The organism is Pseudomonas sp. zfem001 (assembly GCF_032621725.1).
GTDB lineage: Bacteria > Pseudomonadota > Gammaproteobacteria > Pseudomonadales > Pseudomonadaceae > Aquipseudomonas > Aquipseudomonas sediminis.
On sequence record NZ_JAVYJI010000009.1, the window covers coordinates 148,544 to 162,466 of the forward strand.

General features: G+C 65.2%; 17 protein-coding genes and 1 riboswitch. All 17 genes read right to left on the bottom strand.

Translation table 11 applies throughout. From position 1 onward, the window contains the following. Window positions 1–28: 28 nt before the first annotated feature. The 17 genes from RTH74_RS23475 to RTH74_RS23555 all read right to left on the bottom strand — a co-directional run bounded on the left by RTH74_RS23475 (window position 29) and on the right by RTH74_RS23555 (window position 13,880). Window positions 29–955, bottom strand: a complete 927-nt coding sequence (locus tag RTH74_RS23475) for an esterase/lipase family protein (protein ID WP_099525288.1) — start codon at window positions 953–955, stop codon at window positions 29–31. 267 nt (window positions 956–1,222) lie between these two features. After that, entirely contained in the window at window positions 1,223–1,774 is a 552-nt protein-coding gene (locus RTH74_RS23480; protein ID WP_316916244.1) for a redoxin domain-containing protein, read from the bottom strand. A gap of 62 nt (window positions 1,775–1,836) precedes the next feature. Further along, on the bottom strand, window positions 1,837–1,962 hold the full coding sequence (locus RTH74_RS23485) for a hypothetical protein (RefSeq protein ID WP_316916245.1): 126 nt from the start codon (window positions 1,960–1,962) through the stop codon (window positions 1,837–1,839). Then, on the bottom strand, window positions 1,959–3,164 hold the full coding sequence (locus RTH74_RS23490) for an MFS transporter (RefSeq protein WP_316916246.1): 1,206 nt from the start codon (window positions 3,162–3,164) through the stop codon (window positions 1,959–1,961). The genes RTH74_RS23485 and RTH74_RS23490 overlap by 4 nt, the downstream gene beginning before the upstream one ends. Window positions 3,165–3,222: 58 nt before the next feature. Then, window positions 3,223–3,627, bottom strand: a complete 405-nt coding sequence (locus tag RTH74_RS23495; protein ID WP_316916247.1) for a MarR family winged helix-turn-helix transcriptional regulator — start codon at window positions 3,625–3,627, stop codon at window positions 3,223–3,225. 72 nt (window positions 3,628–3,699) lie between these two features. Next, window positions 3,700–4,431, bottom strand: coding sequence for an adenosylcobinamide-GDP ribazoletransferase (locus tag RTH74_RS23500; RefSeq protein ID WP_316916248.1), 732 nt, complete (start codon window positions 4,429–4,431; stop codon window positions 3,700–3,702). Beyond that, window positions 4,428–5,000, bottom strand: a complete 573-nt coding sequence (cobC, locus tag RTH74_RS23505) for an alpha-ribazole phosphatase family protein (RefSeq protein ID WP_099525283.1) — start codon at window positions 4,998–5,000, stop codon at window positions 4,428–4,430. The genes RTH74_RS23500 and cobC overlap by 4 nt, the downstream gene beginning before the upstream one ends. After that, the gene (gene cobT, locus RTH74_RS23510) at window positions 5,000–6,055 is read right to left on the bottom strand and encodes a nicotinate-nucleotide--dimethylbenzimidazole phosphoribosyltransferase (protein WP_316916249.1); all 1,056 of its coding nucleotides are present in this window, start codon (window positions 6,053–6,055) and stop codon (window positions 5,000–5,002) included. Before cobT ends, cobC begins: the two co-directional genes overlap by 1 nt. Beyond that, on the bottom strand, window positions 6,052–6,573 hold the full coding sequence (cobU, locus tag RTH74_RS23515) for a bifunctional adenosylcobinamide kinase/adenosylcobinamide-phosphate guanylyltransferase (protein WP_316916250.1): 522 nt from the start codon (window positions 6,571–6,573) through the stop codon (window positions 6,052–6,054). Before cobU ends, cobT begins: the two co-directional genes overlap by 4 nt. Window positions 6,574–6,631: 58 nt before the next feature. Further along, a complete protein-coding gene (locus tag RTH74_RS23520; protein ID WP_316916251.1) occupies window positions 6,632–8,083 on the bottom strand; it encodes a cobyric acid synthase in 1,452 nt (483 codons plus the stop codon). Further along, window positions 8,083–9,093 carry a threonine-phosphate decarboxylase CobD gene (cobD, locus tag RTH74_RS23525; RefSeq protein WP_316916252.1) on the bottom strand — a complete coding sequence of 337 codons (1,011 nt, stop codon included), beginning with the start codon at window positions 9,091–9,093 and terminating at the stop codon, window positions 8,083–8,085. The genes RTH74_RS23520 and cobD overlap by 1 nt, the downstream gene beginning before the upstream one ends. Continuing rightward, on the bottom strand, window positions 9,086–9,994 hold the full coding sequence (gene cbiB / locus RTH74_RS23530; RefSeq protein WP_316916253.1) for an adenosylcobinamide-phosphate synthase CbiB: 909 nt from the start codon (window positions 9,992–9,994) through the stop codon (window positions 9,086–9,088). Before cbiB ends, cobD begins: the two co-directional genes overlap by 8 nt. A gap of 3 nt (window positions 9,995–9,997) precedes the next feature. Continuing rightward, window positions 9,998–10,651 carry a 5,6-dimethylbenzimidazole synthase gene (gene bluB, locus RTH74_RS23535; RefSeq protein ID WP_316916254.1) on the bottom strand — a complete coding sequence of 218 codons (654 nt, stop codon included), beginning with the start codon at window positions 10,649–10,651 and terminating at the stop codon, window positions 9,998–10,000. Beyond that, entirely contained in the window at window positions 10,648–11,940 is a 1,293-nt protein-coding gene (locus RTH74_RS23540) for a cobyrinate a,c-diamide synthase (protein ID WP_316916255.1), read from the bottom strand. Before RTH74_RS23540 ends, bluB begins: the two co-directional genes overlap by 4 nt. Next, entirely contained in the window at window positions 11,940–12,551 is a 612-nt protein-coding gene (cobO, locus tag RTH74_RS23545; protein ID WP_316916256.1) for a cob(I)yrinic acid a,c-diamide adenosyltransferase, read from the bottom strand. The genes RTH74_RS23540 and cobO overlap by 1 nt, the downstream gene beginning before the upstream one ends. Before the next feature lie 185 nt (window positions 12,552–12,736). Beyond that, window positions 12,737–12,985, bottom strand: a riboswitch (cobalamin riboswitch). Between the two features lie 39 nt (window positions 12,986–13,024). Beyond that, window positions 13,025–13,345, bottom strand: coding sequence for a hypothetical protein (locus tag RTH74_RS23550; protein WP_099525274.1), 321 nt, complete (start codon window positions 13,343–13,345; stop codon window positions 13,025–13,027). A 10-nt stretch (window positions 13,346–13,355) separates the two neighbouring features. Further along, entirely contained in the window at window positions 13,356–13,880 is a 525-nt protein-coding gene (locus RTH74_RS23555) for a C40 family peptidase (protein ID WP_316916257.1), read from the bottom strand. Between the last annotated feature and the right edge of the window lie 43 nt (window positions 13,881–13,923).

The following is a 13,923-nucleotide window of genomic DNA, read 5'->3' on the forward strand; positions in this document are numbered from 1 at the left end:
GCGGGTCACCCCGCCGCGTTCACCGGGATCAGACGCCCTTGTTCTTCAGGCGGTTGGCATGCTGGCGATACAGCGACACCGGCTCGGTCCAGCCACGGATGCCGAACAGATGGTTGATCGCATCGACGTGATTCATGTTGTAGCTGTCGTCGATCACCTGCCCCAGGTAGGTGGAACACACGCCTACCAAACCGTCGTTCTTCTCGCTGCCGAACACCAGGCCGGTGAAGGCCAGGAAGGGATCGGCCGCATCAAGCACGTTGGTATAGGCGGCATTACCCGTCCAGGAGTAGTAGCGGATGCTGTGCCCACGCACGTTGTGCACTTCGGTGGACTTGGCGCAGTAGCTGCTGGTGTTGACGCCCCACGGGTGACGGCTGTTCAACGAACTGGTACCTGCGGTGGTCAGGGTGCCCAGCGCGTTGATACCGCTCTGCGGGTTGCTCGACCCGGACAGCAGGTTGATCACCGCACCGAGGGCATTAGCGATGGCGTTGGCACCACCTTCGATCCCGCTGCCCGGTGGCAGCACGCCACGCACTACGTCAGCGACCTTGGAGCCCTTGTTGACGCCGTTGATCGAGGTCACCGAGGCGACCAGATCCGGACGCAGCGAAGCCGCCACGCGCGAGGTCGGCGAGCCCTGACTGTGGCCGATCAGGTTGACCTTGCCGCCGCCAGCTGCGGCCCAGGGCACGATCTGCCGGGCTAGTTCGGCGCCACGCTGCTCGCTATCGTTGAAGGCCGCGACGCTGGCGACGTGCACTCGCGCGCCGTCGCGCTCCAGGTTCCAGGGAATGGTGTGGAAGTAGTTGACCAGGCCACCGATGGTGTTGAAACCGGTCACGCCGTGTACCAGCACGATCGGGTACTTGGTCTTGGTGTAGTTGGCCTGGGCCTCGACGGCGCCAAGCAGAGCGAGTGTTGCCAGGGCAGCGGTATAGACGCGACGCATGGGTGCCTCCTTATTGTTCTTGTAGGGCACGCCGGGTGAACTGCGTCCGGCGCCTGGCCAGTCTAGGCAGGCGGACGGACACGGCCCATCGCCCAGATGGGTGAAGGGCCGTGAAACAAAAAGACCCAGAACCTGTTCAAAGTCTCGCGAGCTAGAGTCATGCAAGGAAAAAGCAGGAGAGGAAGCGGAGTGTGCTGTAGCACATGAGCATTCCGAACCTGTTTTTAACGCAGCAGGGCCGACGCGCAGCAGACTTTGAATAGGTTCTCAGGGTTGCGAAGCGATCGCCTTCTCGACGGCGGCGATCAACTCGGGATCATCCGGCTTGGTCAGGCTGGAGAAGCTGGCCACCACCTTGCCCTGACGGTCGACCACGTACTTGAAGAAATTCCAGCGCGGCTGCCGGCTCTGCTCGGCCAGCCCCTTGAACAATGGGATAGCGTTGGCACCGGAAACCGGCTGCGGTTCGGTCATGGCGAAGGTCACGCCGTAGTTGACGTAGCAGACAGTGGCCGTTTCCTTGCTGTCGGCGGATTCCTGGCGGAAGTCGTCAGATGGCACGCCGAGCACTTCCAGGCCCTGATCCTTGTAACGCTGGTAAAGCGCCTCGAGCCCTTTGAATTGCGGGGTGAAGCCGCAGAAGCTGGCGGTGTTGACCACCACCAGCGGCTTGCCCGAGAACTGACAGAGCTCGATGTTTTCACCTTTGGCGCGCAGCTTGGGCAGTTCGCCCTGCAGCATGGCCGGGCATTCGGCGGCCAGCGCTGGCAACGCCAGGCTCAACAGCAACAGGGAACAGGCAAGACGACGAAGAGACATGGCAGTGACCTCAAGCGATGACGCGATTGCACCACGCTACTCGCAGGCCCAGCCGCAAGCAACTAGCAGATACCGACACCCAGCTGCAGCAAAGCCAGCCCACCCTGGCGCCAGCCCCACCAGGCCAACGCCAGCAGCACGCCGAAGCCCAGCGCCACGGCACTGAGCGTCAGCACCTTACGGCTCATGCCGGCGCGCCCTGCAGACGCGCCACCGGCACCTCACGCACCGGCCAGTTGAGCGCGGCGGCCATCAGGCTGAGGCCGATAGAAATTTGCCAGACCAGGTCGTAGCTGCCGGTGGTGTCGTAGAGATACCCGCCCAGCCAACCACCGAGGAAGGAGCCGAGCTGGTGGAACAGGAACACGATACCGCCGAGCATCGACAGGTTGCGCACGCCGAACAGGGTCGCCACGGTACCGTTGGTCAGCGGCACGGTGGATAGCCACAGCAGGCCCATGGCGATACCGAACAGGTAGGCACTCCATTGCGTCAGCGGCGCCAGCAGGAACAGCGTGATCACCACGCCACGCAGCAGATACAGCGCACTGAGCAGACGCGGCTTGGACATACGTCCGCCGAGCCAGCCGGCGATGTAGGTGCCGAAGATATTGAACAGGCCGACCAGCGCCAGCACCGTGGTACCAGTCAGCGCCGGCAGGTGGTGATCGACCAGGTAGGCTGGTAGGTGCACGGCGACGAACACCACCTGGAAACCACAGACGAAGAAACCCAGCGCCAGCAGCCAGAAACCGGAGTGGCTGGTGGCCTCGCGCAGCGCCTCGACCAGCGTCTGCTGCGGACCATTGCTCGCTGGTGGAGGCGTCTCCTTGATCATCGCTGCCAGCGGAATCATCAACGCCACCAACAGCCCCAGGGCCAGCAGTGCTGCCGACCAACCGAGCCAGCCGATCAGCCCGAGCGTGCCCGGCAACATCGCGAACTGCCCAAACGAGCCTGCCGCCGCAGCGACGCCCATGGCCATGCTGCGTTTCTCCGGAGGTACCGCGCGCCCGACCACACCCAGGATCACCGAGAACGATGTGCCGGACAGCCCGATGCCGATCAGCAAGCCGGCACTCAGCGACAGCGATAGCGGCGAGTCGGCCATGCCCATCAGTATCAAGCCGAGCATGTACAGCACACCGCCAACGACGATGGCCTTGCGTGCCCCGAAGCGGTCGGCCAGCGCACCAGTGATCGGCTGAGCGATGCCCCAGATCAGGTTCTGCAAGGCGATGGCGAAGGCGAACACCTCACGCCCCCAGCCAAACTCCGCACTCATCGGCGGCAGGAACAGGCCGAAGCCATGGCGCGTGCCCAGCGACAGCGCGAGGATCAGCGATGCACCGAGCAACAGCCAGGTGGTTGAACGCCATGCAGTGGTCATCAGTCTCTCCAGCGAACGACCGCTAACGACCGTCCAGGCAGTAAAAATGAGTTGGCCATCAGGCCAGTTGTTCGAGCAACCTCATCAACTCAGCACGGCGACCCTCGCCCAGTTGCGCGGTCACCTCGCGCTGCGCCTGTTCCCATAGCGGCAGTGCCTGGTCGATGCGTTGCAGGCCGGCTTCTGTGAGCCGTACCTCGCGAGCGCGCAAATCGCGCCCTTCTCCCAGTTGCACTAGCCCCTGCTCTTCCAGCACCCGCACGTTGCGCCCCAACGTGCTGCGATCCAGCCCCATGGCCTCGGCCAGCACGGAAATGCTCGGCTGCCCGAGCCGCTGTACGTGGCGCAGCAGGGAAAACTGCGCACCGCCAAGCCCGACAGCAGCCAGGGCGTCATCGTAGAGACGGGTAACACCGCGACTGGCGCGGCGCAGTTGGGTACAGAGACAGGAGGTCGGCAACATGAATACAGGTATATACCCGCATCAACGATTCACACTCATACAGTTATGCACTGGGTCGGCATAACAGTTGTGTCAGAGGCTCAGCGCTAGCGCTAAAAGTGCGCCGCACTCAGCCAGCTCGACCAGTGCACCGGCCGTATCACCCGTGGTGCCGCCGAGACGTTGCAGCAAGGCGTGGCGCAGCCAGGCGAACAGCAGCAAGCCCGTCGCCAGCACCAGCAGGCCCTGCCAGCCGAACAGCAGCATGCCCAGCAGGTGCAGGCCCAGCACCCAGGGCAATTGTCGGCGCGGCAAGTGATCGACCAGCGTCTGACCCAGCCCACCGGAGCGCACATAGGGCGTGGTCGCCAACAGCAATGGTAACAGGCTGCGTCCCAGCCAGGGCAACAGCAGCAGGCAGATCCCCTGCCCGGCCTGAAGCAGCGTAAACAAGGCAGCGAACTTGAGTAGCAACAGCAGCACCAGCACCACTACTGCGATAGGCCCGCTGCGTGGGTCTTTCATGATCGCCAGGGTGCGCTCACGGTCACCAAAACCGCCGACCCAGGCATCAGCCGTATCGGCCAGGCCGTCCAGATGCAGGCCACCGCTCAGCCCCACCCACAGCGCCAGAATGATCGCTGCCTGTAATAAGGCCGACGTCTGCCCCAACAGCAGGTGCGCGCCCCATAACAGCAGGCCGAGCAACAGGCCCACGGCCGGATACCAGAGCAGCGAACGCCCCACCTGCTCCGGCGCGGGCATGCCAGGCAGCGTGACAGGCAAGCGAGTGAGGAACTGCAGGGCGATCAGCAGCGCAATCATGGCAATTCCGTCAGCTGCCCGTCGGCATCCAGGCTCAGGCGAAAACGCTGGGCGTAGCCGACGTTGACCTGCAGCAGCTCCTGGCGTGGCAGACAGCGGGCTCGCGCCAGCAGCAGACGCATGACACCGCCATGAGTGATCAACAGCAGGCGCTCGTCCGCATGGTTCTGCTGCAAGCGCCGCATGGCAGCCAGAATACGCTCCTCGAACTGCAGCAACGGCTCGCCATTGGGCGGCGTGAACGCATAGGGATCGGCCCAGAACCTGCCCAATGCATCGGCATCGCTGCCCATCAGCTCGGCAGCGCTACGCCCTTCCCAGTCACCGAAATGCAGCTCCTGCAGGCCGGGCTCAAGGTGCAGCGGCAAACCATGGGCGGCGGCCAGCTCCTCGGCAAAGCGGGCACAACGCTGCAGCGGCGAGCTGATCAGGCGATCCCAGGGGCCAGCGCCCTGCACGGCGGCACGCAACTGCGCCCAGCCCTGCTCGGTGAGCGCATCGTCCAGGCTGCCGCGCAAACCGCCACCCAGTTCGGTCTCGCCATGGCGCAGCAATTCCAGCTGCAGCATCAGCTCGGTCTCTCGGCAACGGCAGCTTCGGCGAAGGTCGCCATCTGTCCGTGCAGGGCGCAGGCCAGGCGCAGTAACGGCACGGCCAATGCTGCACCGCTGCCCTCGCCCAGGCGCAAGCCGAGTTCCAACAATGGTTCGGCCTGCAGTGCCTGCAGCACGCGTACGTGCCCTGGCTCAGCGCCGTGGTGGGCGAACAACAGCCAGTCGCGGCAACCCGGGTTCAGGCGCACGGCGAGCAAGGCAGCGACACTGCAGATAAAGCCATCGACCAATACTGCGACACCCTGCTGCGCAGCGGCCAGGTAAGCACCAACGAGGGCGGCGATCTCGAAGCCACCCAAGTGGATCAGCGCCTGCAGCGGATCGGCGATCTGCGTCCGGTGCAGTGCCAGCGCGGCGTCGATCACCCGTGCCTTGTGCGCCACACCAGCGCCATCCAATCCGGTACCAGGGCCTGCCAGCTCGCTCGCCGGGCAATCCAGCAGCCAGCAAGCCAGCGCGGCCGCCGTGGTGGTGTTGCCGATGCCCATCTCGCCACCGACGAACAGGTCGCAACCACTGGCGCGCGCGCGTTGGACGCTGTCGCGGCCAGCTTCCAGGCAAATCATCGCCTGGGCCAAGGTCATCGCCGGATCGCGGGCGAAATTCTGCGTGCCGGCGCCGACCTGCAGATGACGCACGCCAGACAGCGGCGGCAGTGGTTCGGCAGTCCCCAGGTCGATCACCTCCAGCGCTGCGTCCAACTGACGCGCGAGCACGCTGATGGCCGCACCGCCAGTGACGAAGTTGGCCAGCATCTGTCCGGTCACTGCCTGCGGATAGGCGGAAATGCCCTCAGCCACCACGCCATGATCACCGGCAAAGATGGCGATCCACAGCTTGTCCAGGCTCGGCCGCTCGCGCCCCTGCAATGCGGCCAGATGGATGGCGAGACTCTCCAGTCGCCCCAGCGAACCCGCCGGCTTGGTCAATTGCTGCTGACGCGTCTCGGCCTTGATCCGTGCAACATGATCCAGCGGCTGACACGGCCCTTGCCACCATTGCAGGCTCATAACGCCTCCCCCTTCAACACCATGGGCAAACCGGCAACTGTGAACAGCACGCGCTGGCTGCGCTCGGCCAGTGCCTGGTGCAGCCAGCCGGCTTCATCGACATAACGACGGGTGAGCTCGCCCAGCGGCACCACGCCCAGCCCGGTTTCATTGCTGACCAGCAGAATGCGCCCCGGCAGTTGCTCCACGCAGTCGAGCAGCGCCTCACGCTCGGCTGCCAGACGAGCAGGATCATCCAGCATCAGCAGGTTGGTCAGCCACAGGGTCAGACAGTCCACCAGCAGGCAACGGCCGGGCGCAGCCTGTTCGCGCAGCACGCGGGCCAGCGCCAGCGGCTCTTCGACCAGCGCCCAATGCTCTGGCCGCCGTGCGCGATGCTGAGCGACACGCTCGTTCATCTCGCCATCGAGCGGCTGGCTGGTGGCGATGTATACGACCTCCAATCCGGACTCGTCGGCCAGCTTCTCGGCCAGCCGGCTCTTGCCGGAACGAGCACCGCCGAGGATCAATTCAAGCATCTTCACTCCGTAGGGTGCGCTGTGCGCACCATTTCAAAACCTGCGGGCGCCGCGCCCCCTAGCCCAGGCCGCAAAGCGCCTTGAGTTTTTCGGTATCCAGGTGCAGTTCCACCTGATCCGCCAGGCGTTCGATATCGCGCTCGCGCAGCGCCTGGTAATCCACCGCCTGCACCTCATGCAACCCGGCCCAGCGCAACAGCGCAGCGAACGCCGAGGGTTGCTCGAACAGGCCATGCAGGTAGGTACCGAACACCTGGCCATCGGCGCTAAGGCCACCGTCGCTACACCCGTCATCGAGCCGCACGGCGCCATTGAGCCCTGGCCCGCTACTGACGCCGGCATGAATCTCGTAACCGCTGACATCAGCCTGCTCCAGGCACAACCGACCGCGCACGTTGCGCAACTGTTTCTCCGGCTCCAGCAGCGTCTCGAAATCCAGCAGACCGAGACCTTCGCTACTGCCGGCAACACCTTCCAGGCCGTGCGGATCGTGAATCTGCCGCCCGAGCATCTGCAGGCCACCGCAGATACCCAGCAGCTTGCCGCCATAACGCAGGTGGCGGGTGATGGCGGCGTCCCAGCCCTGCTCGCGCAGCCGCGCGAGATCGGCGCGCACACTCTTGGAGCCAGGCAGGATGATCAAGTCCGCTGGCGGGATGGCTTGACCCGGCCCGACGAAGGTCAACTGCACCTGTGGATGCAGGCGCAACGGATCGAAATCGGTGTGGTTGCTGATGCGCGGTAATACTGGCACCACCACGCGCAAGGCCTGTTCATCCTTGGCCTGCTGACGGGTATCGACGGCGTCCTCGGCTTCCAGATGAAAATCCATCAGGTACGGCAGCACGCCGAGCACCGGCTTGCCGGTGCGCTGTTCGAGCCAGTCCAACCCCGCCTTGAGCAGTGCGATATCTCCGCGAAAGCGATTGATCACGAAGCCCTGGACCCGTGCCTGCTCGCTCGGACTGAGCAGCTCCAGGGTGCCGACCAGATGGGCGAACACGCCGCCCTTGTCGATATCGGCGATCAGGATTACCGGGCAATCGACGGCCTCGGCAAAGCCCATGTTGGCAATGTCGCCGGCACGCAGGTTGATCTCGGCCGGTGAGCCGGCGCCCTCGACCAACACCAGCTGATGACGCTGCAGCAACCGGGCATGGGACTCCAGCACCGCCGCCATCGCCACCGGCTTGTAGCCGTGATAGGTCAGCGCCTGCATATTGCCGATGGCCCGGCCGTGGATGATCACCTGGGCGCCCATGTCGCTGTTGGGCTTGAGCAGCACTGGGTTCATGTCGGTATGTGGCTGCAGCCCGGCCGCCTGCGCCTGCACTGCCTGCGCCCGGCCGATCTCGCCGCCATCGGCAGTCACGGCGGAATTGAGTGCCATGTTCTGTGGTTTGAACGGCGCCACGGAAATGCCCTGGCGCCGCGCCCAGCGGCACAGGGCCGTCACCAGGGTGCTCTTGCCGGCATCGGAGGTGGTGCCCTGCACCATCAAGGTGGCCATCAGGGCGTTTCCTCGAGACTGGCCAGGATCGGCGCACATTCCAGCAGCCCCTGCTCCAGCCGCAGCCAGCCAGCCTCATCCGCCGGCAGGCCGAAACGCAGACTGTCCAGCTCGGCGAACAGCCGCACCAAAATGCCGCGCCGCGCCAACAGCTCGGCACAAGGCACGGCGCGACGGGTGCAACAGAACTGGAACAGCGCCGAGCCACCGGTCACCGGCATGCCGCAATCACGCAGCAGCGCCGCCAGACGCTCGCCATCGGCCAGCAGGCGTTCACGCTGAAGGCGCTGCCCCTCGCCATCGACCAGCAGGCTGAGCGCCACACTGCGCGCTGGGCCACTGACGGCCCAGGGCCCCAGCAGCGTTTCCAGCTCCTCCAGCAGAGCCTGAGCAGCCAGGACGAAGCCCAGACGCAGTCCAGCCAGACCGAAGAACTTGCCGAACGAGCGCAGCACGATCAGCCCCGGCATGTCGCTGTAGGCAGCCAGGCTGTGCTCCGGCGTGCAATCGATGAAGGCTTCGTCGACCACCAGCCAGCCGCCGCGCTCGGCCAGTTCGTCATGCCAGTCAAGCAGGCGCGCCGGCTCGATCAGCCGGCCTGTCGGATTGTTCGGGTTGACCACCAGCAGCACATCCAACTGCGGCAAGGCGCGATGCACAGAACCCTCGCTGAGTCGAGTGACGCGATGGCCTTCACGACGCCAGGCAGCAGCATGCTCGGCGTAGGTGGGCGCGATGATGCCCACGCTGGCGTTACGACGTAGACGCGGCAAGGCCTGGATCGCCGCCTGCGAACCGGCTACCGGCAGCAGGCTGACGGCGCCGTAATAATCGCGCGCGGCCTGCTCCAGGCCGTCATCCGCCTCAGGCAGGCGTGCCCAGGCAGACCCCGGTACAGCAGGCAGATCCCAGCCGTAGGGCGCAACCCCGGTGGACAGGTCCAGCCAATCCTCCAGCGGGATGCCATAGCGCTGCGCAGCGGCGCGCAGTCGACCTCCATGCTCAAGCAACCCAGACCTCCCATACGATCAGGCACAGCAACCATAAGCCAACGCCCGCGACGACTCGATTCATCGCCCGCTCGATATCCCGCGCACGCGCCGCCGGGCCTTCGCCCAACTGCGGGCGTTCATGCCGCTCGCCGTGATACTCCGCCGCCCCGCCCAGGCTCACGCCCAGGCTGCCTGCGCCAGACGCCATCACCGGGCCAGCATTGGGACTGTCCCACAGCGGCGCCTGCTTGCGCCAGCACCTAAGCGCCAGGGCGGCGTGCCCAAGCAGTGCGTAGGTCAGCGCCACCAGGCGCGCCGGCAGGTAATTGAGCACGTCATCGATCTTCGCCGCTGCCCAGCCAAAACGCTCGAAACGCTCGTTGCGGTAGCCCCACATGGCATCGAGGGTATTGCTCAGGCGGTACAGCACCACACCCGGTGCGCCCGCAACGATGAACCAGAACAAGGCGGCGAAGACCGCATCGGAGCCGTTCTCCAGCACCGACTCGGTGCCGGCACGCGCCACGCCACTGGCGTCCAGCTCATTGGTGTTGCGGCTGACCATCCAGCCGACGCGCTCGCGCGCCAGAGCCAGGTCCCCCAGGCGTAGCGCCTGCGCCACCGGTTGCGCATGCTCGTAAAGGCTGCGCAGGCCGAGGGCGAAATACAGAGCGAAGATTTCCACGGCCCAGCCCAGACCACTGATCTGTACCAGCAGCCAGGTGAGCAGGGTAAGCGGCAGCACCGCCAGGCACCAGGCGGTGACGCCATGACTGCGCCAGCCGCCGCCAGCCGGGTTGAAACGCTGCTCCAGGCGCTCGGCCAGGCGACCGAAGGCCACCAGCGGGTGCGCGTGTCGGGGCTCGCCCAGTACGGCGTCCAGCGCCACACCGACACAGGTGATCAGCGCCAGACTCATCTTTCAGTCACCCCGAACTCCCCATTGATTCTCGAACAGCAGCTCGCTCAGCGGCCGTGGCGTGGCCCAGCCCTCTTCCACCAGCATCGGTTTCTCATAGAAGGCGTGCACTGGCCCCAGGCACAGCAACGCCACCGGTTTGCTACCAGCAGGCATGCCCAGCAGCTCGGCCAGCGCCTCGGGGTCGAACAGCGACACCCAGCCCACGCCCAGCCCTTCGGCTCGTGCAGCCAGCCACAGATTCTGAATGGCGCAGGCCACCGATGCCATATCCATTTCCGGCAAGGTGCGCCGCCCGAAGACATGCGCTTCGCGTCCCTCCATCAGCGCCACGGCCAGCAGCTCGGCGCAGTCACGAATGCCCTCGACCTTCAGCCGCATGAACTGGTCGCTGCGCTCGCCCAAAGCTTCAGCGGTACGCACACGCTCGGCCTCCACCAGCGCATGAGCCGCCTCACGCAATTGCGGATCGCGAATGCGCAGGAAGCGCCACGGCTGCATCAGGCCGACGCTGGGCGCGTGGTGCGCCGCTTCGAGCAGTCGCGCCAACACCTCGGGCGGCACCTCGCCGCCGGCAAAATGGCGCATGTCACGGCGCTCGGCGATGGCGCGGTATACCGCAGCACGCTCCTGCGCGCTGAAGGCATGGTCGGTCACGGACGCAACAGCGCGGCGGCTGCCTCCGGGTTGGAGGGCAGGTAGAAGTGGATATAGCTGGCGGTGAGTCGGCCTAGGCGATACACCGCTTCGGCCACTGGTTTGCCATTCGGGCAACGGCCAAGCACCAGGGGCTGCAAGGGGCTTTCCAGACGCGAGTGATGGTAGCTGTGGCCACGTAGCTCGCCTTCGGGCAACGTCACTTCCTGCAGGGCCAACGCGGTCAGCCGCGGCTGCAAGGCCGCGCTGCCGCTGAGCAGGCCGAGCATGCGCCCGTTGGCACCTTGTTTGTCGCGCAGTTCATCGAGCAGATAGAGCATGCCGCCACATTCGGCGAGCATCGGCTTGCCGGCCTGGTGATGGGCTCGAATCGCGTAGGCCATGGCCTGATTGCTCTCCAGTTCGGACAGGTACAACTCGGGGTAACCACCAGGCAGGTACAGGCTGTCCACGTCCGGCAGCGCTTGATCGGTTAGCGGCGAGAAATAGCGCAGTTCGGCGCCGAGCGCCTGCAGCAAGTCGAGATTGGCCTGATAAAGGAAGGCGAACGCGGCATCGCGAGCGACGCCGATGCGTACGCCATTCAGCAAGGGCGCAGGTTCATCGAACTGCGGCGCGGCAAAACTCACCGCTGGCGGCAGGTCGACATCGGCGCTGGCCGCCAGCGCATCGGCCGCAGCATCCAGGCGCGCATCCAGATCGGCCAACTCAGCTGCCTGCACCAGGCCCAGATGCCGACTCGGCAACTCCACCGCGGCACTGCGTGGCAAGGCGCCGAACCAGCGAATGCTGGGCGGCAGGGCATCGCGCAGGATATCGCCATGGCGCGTGCTGGCGACGCGGTTGCCGAGCACCCCGGCAAAGGGCAAGTCAGGCTGGAAGGTGGCTAGGCCGTGGGCCAGCGCACCGAAGGTCTGCGCCATGGCCGCACCATCGATAACCCCCAACACCGGTACGCCGAAATGGCGCGCCAGGTCGGCCGCCGAAGGCTTGCCGTCGAACAGGCCCATGACCCCTTCGATAAGGATCAGATCAGCCTCGCCAGCGGCCTGCCACAGCAGGCGACGGCTTTCCGCCTCGCCGACCATGGCCAGGTCGAGCTGATACACCGGTGCACCGCTGGCACGAGCGTGGATCATCGGGTCGAGAAAGTCCGGTCCGCACTTGAACACTCGCACCCGCCGTCCCTGGCGCGTGTGCAGGCGCGCCAGGGCAGCAGTCACGGTGGTCTTACCCTGGCCGGAAGCCGGGGCGGCAATCAACAGAGCCGGACAGTGACGTGCTTCCATCAGAATTCGATGCCCTTCTGCGCCTTTACCCCGGATTTGAACGCATGCTTGACCAGGCTCATCTCGGTGACCGTGTCGGCCGCCTCGATCATCCCCGGCAAGGCACCACGCCCGGTCACTACCACGTGCTGCAGCAGCGGCCGAGCCTCGAGATCGGCCAGCACTGCGTCCAGTTCGAGGTAGCCATGCTTGAGGGCAATGTTCAGCTCGTCCAGCACCACCAGGCCGACGGACTCGTCGTTCAACAGGCGCCGAGCCACCGCCCAGGCCTCTTGCGCCTTGGCGATATCGCGCTGGCGGTCCTGGGTTTCCCAGGTAAAGCCCTCACCCATCACGTGGTAGCTGACTTCCTCGGGAAAGCGGCGGAAGAAGGTTTCTTCACCGGTGCTGGCAGCGCCCTTGATGAACTGCACCACACCGACCTTGAGACCATGACCGAGCGCACGCGCGACCATACCGAAGGCACTGCTGCTCTTGCCCTTGCCATTGCCGCTATGCACCAGCAACAGGCCGTATTCGTCCTGAGCCTGAGCGATCTTTTCGTCGATCAGGGCTTTCTTGCGCTGCATGCGCGCCTTGTGGCGGGCATCGCGTTCGGTGGACTCGCTCATGCTGTGCTCCTGTACATCAGGCACCCGCGTCGGCTGTCGGTAAACAGTACGAGCAACGATGGGGAGCAGATCGCGATGGTCCGCGCGTCCTCACCCAGGCGCCAATGGCTGGTCAGGCGAGCGGAAGACAGGAAGCACAACACCCCGGGAAAACCGGAGCGTCGGCCGGACAACGCCCTCCGCGATGCCGTGAAAATGCGACAGGCCGGTCTCCGGGCTTGTGAGCGAACCAGGGTTCAGCACCGCGCCTTCCCGTGCAGTGCACAGTGGCCTTGCAGGCTGTGTGAAAACTGACGTATTCACTCGGTCTGCTTATGCGGTGTTTGACTCACCTACCGTTGCGGGGGCAGCGCCGGCATTCGGACCGGCTTCCCTGTTTCACCCCTTGGCCGCCATTCACGGCAACTCGGGGCACCTGAAGCAAGGCGCGCAGGGTAGAGGCTGGCAGCCCTGCGCGTCAACGCCGAGACCGCTCAATGCCTGGGGGTGAAGCCCGGCGGCTTGCTGGCCAGCCACTCGACGAAGGTGCGCAGTCGCTCATCACCCAGCAGCGCGTCACGGCTGTTGTAGGTCAGCGCCAGCTCCTTTTCGCTGAACAACCGATGAATCTGGTTGTGGCAGGCGCGGCAGACCCAGAGCGTAGCCGTGATGCGCTCATGACGAGCGAAACGCTTCTGCACGTAGGTCTTGTCGTGCAGGGCCTTGGGAATCAGATGATGACGCGTCAACGCAACGGGCCGCGCGCACAGCTCGCACACCTCGGGCTGAGGCGGTAGGCGAATGGGATCGACCATGGACAGTAATTCAGGGGTTACGCGCTAGCTCTGGCGTGATGACGCGCTTGGCATCGAGATAGACGCCCTGCCAATAACCGCTGGTGAGGCTGTCCAGGCGCACCGTACCGCCGGTAGAGGGAGCATGCACGAAGCGGCCGTCGCCGACATAGATGCCGGCATGGCTGACGGTGCGTCCGCCATTGGTGGCAAAGAACACCAGGTCACCGCTCTGCAGCGCGTCGCGACGCACATCTGGGGTGCGCATGGCACTCAGCTCACGCGTCGAACGCGGCAGGCTGATACCGGCAGCATCGCGATAAACGTAGCCAATCAGGCCACTGCAGTCGAAACCGCCTTCCGGGGTATTACCACCATAACGATAGGGCGTACCAACCAGGCCGAGGGCGCGGAACAGCACATCTTCGGCACCACCCTGATAGGACGAAGCAGAGACTGGAGGACTATAGATAGGCTGGGGAGAGGGAGCGTGACTGCTGCAAGCACTCAGCAGCAGAGCGAGAGCGATGAGGGCAACACGGGTCGTGACGGGCATAAGCGAGGCGATCCTGAGCCTGAATGCGCTCTACTCTGCCGCT

Bases quoted from the DNA above. Each gene is read 5' to 3' on its own strand.
- RTH74_RS23475 (WP_099525288.1), bottom strand. From the start codon at position 955: ATGCGTCGCGTCTATACCGCTGCCCTGGCAACACTCGCTCTGCTTGGC.
- RTH74_RS23480 (WP_316916244.1), bottom strand. From the start codon at position 1,774: ATGTCTCTTCGTCGTCTTGCCTGTTCCCTGTTGCTGTTGAGCCTGGCG.
- RTH74_RS23485 (WP_316916245.1), bottom strand. From the start codon at position 1,962: ATGAGCCGTAAGGTGCTGACGCTCAGTGCCGTGGCGCTGGGCTTCGGC.
- RTH74_RS23490 (WP_316916246.1), bottom strand. From the start codon at position 3,164: ATGACCACTGCATGGCGTTCAACCACCTGGCTGTTGCTCGGTGCATCG.
- RTH74_RS23495 (WP_316916247.1), bottom strand. From the start codon at position 3,627: ATGTTGCCGACCTCCTGTCTCTGTACCCAACTGCGCCGCGCCAGTCGC.
- RTH74_RS23500 (WP_316916248.1), bottom strand. From the start codon at position 4,431: ATGATTGCGCTGCTGATCGCCCTGCAGTTCCTCACTCGCTTGCCTGTC.
- cobC (WP_099525283.1), bottom strand. From the start codon at position 5,000: ATGCTGCAGCTGGAATTGCTGCGCCATGGCGAGACCGAACTGGGTGGC.
- cobT (WP_316916249.1), bottom strand. From the start codon at position 6,055: ATGAGCCTGCAATGGTGGCAAGGGCCGTGTCAGCCGCTGGATCATGTT.
- cobU (WP_316916250.1), bottom strand. From the start codon at position 6,573: ATGCTTGAATTGATCCTCGGCGGTGCTCGTTCCGGCAAGAGCCGGCTG.
- RTH74_RS23520 (WP_316916251.1), bottom strand. From the start codon at position 8,083: ATGGCCACCTTGATGGTGCAGGGCACCACCTCCGATGCCGGCAAGAGC.
- cbiB (WP_316916253.1), bottom strand. From the start codon at position 9,994: ATGAGTCTGGCGCTGATCACCTGTGTCGGTGTGGCGCTGGACGCCGTA.
- RTH74_RS23540 (WP_316916255.1), bottom strand. From the start codon at position 11,940: ATGGAAGCACGTCACTGTCCGGCTCTGTTGATTGCCGCCCCGGCTTCC.
- cobO (WP_316916256.1), bottom strand. From the start codon at position 12,551: ATGAGCGAGTCCACCGAACGCGATGCCCGCCACAAGGCGCGCATGCAG.
- RTH74_RS23550 (WP_099525274.1), bottom strand. From the start codon at position 13,345: ATGGTCGATCCCATTCGCCTACCGCCTCAGCCCGAGGTGTGCGAGCTG.
- RTH74_RS23555 (WP_316916257.1), bottom strand. From the start codon at position 13,880: ATGCCCGTCACGACCCGTGTTGCCCTCATCGCTCTCGCTCTGCTGCTG.